The sequence below is a fragment of the Streptomyces sp. NPDC002784 genome, assembly GCF_053592135.1.
In genome coordinates this window covers 1-1,047 of record NZ_JBSFVD010000205.1, presented here as the reverse complement: position 1 = coordinate 1,047, position 1,047 = coordinate 1, and the positions used below count along the sequence as shown (strand labels likewise).

Below are 1,047 nucleotides of genomic sequence, written 5' to 3'. Positions count from 1 at the left end.
GTACGGGCCGTGGATCACCCGGCTCACGGTCCGGGTCTCCAGGTCGTAGACGCGGATGAGCCCGTCCTTGCCAGCCGTCACCATCCAGGTTCCGTCCGGTGACAGGGCGAAGTCGCGGGTGAAGGGCGGCACGTGCAGGACCGCACGGACCGCCGACCGCGGCCAGGGGACGGACGGCGCCGGGGCGGTCAATCCGAGGGCCCGCAGCAGCCTTCGGGCCTGCTCTCGCGCGTCGCGGATGCTTCCGGGCGCCTGCCCGCTGATGACCGCGTTGATGGTCGAAGCGACGGCCCGGGACTCCGTGGAGTCGACCAGGGTCAGGTCCGTCAGGAGCCCTTGCACCTCAAGTCGTCGGATACGGGCGGCCTGCCAGCGTGGTCGCGCCACCAGCGCCGCGGCGGCATCGGGGTCGCTGTACCGCAGATGCCACACGAGGTGCTGCCACCAGTAACCGGCGTCGGTGGGAAGGTCCCACCATCCGGCTCCAGGAGGCACAAGTGCGCGGGCGTTGTCGAGGAGCCGGTCGTGCCACCTTGCGGCCTCCTGCGCCGACCAGCGCGACATCAGGCGTTCGTGCAGATCTGAGGGAACGGTGAGCCGTCCCCAGCCGTCGTCCCCCTCGGTGATGCTGACAAGGCCGGCGCGATCGAGGCTCTGGAGCGCGCTCAGGACGACAGTTTCCATGCCGGATTCGTCGGCTCCGCGCCATACCTCCTTGACGTCGCGCACGTACAACCCGACGCCTGGAGGGATGGCCGCGAGCCGCCGGGCGTCCACCGGCGGTCCGACAGCGAGATCGAGCTTTGTCAGTGCCGTGCCGAGGGAGTCGTCACCCCAGTTCTGGTGACCTGTCCGTTCCTCGAACTGGCGGGCCTTGCGCTCGTCGGACCGCCGCCTGTACCGGCGCAGTTGCCAGTCGTCGTAGGCCGCCCGTGGATTTCTCATCCCCGTGCACCGCACCGGAACCGTCGGCCGCGTCCTGCCGCACGTCGAGGTGAAGATCGTCGACCCCGCCACCGGAGTCACCCGGCCGCGCGGCACGGCGGG

General features: G+C 70.6%; 1 protein-coding gene. It reads right to left on the bottom strand.

All coding sequences use genetic code 11. The annotated features are described in order from the left end of the window. Positions 1-945 (bottom strand): hypothetical protein (locus ACWD1Z_RS37825; RefSeq protein WP_451125490.1); only part of this gene is annotated, 945 nt, incomplete at its 3' end. Positions 946-1,047 lie beyond the last annotated feature (102 nt).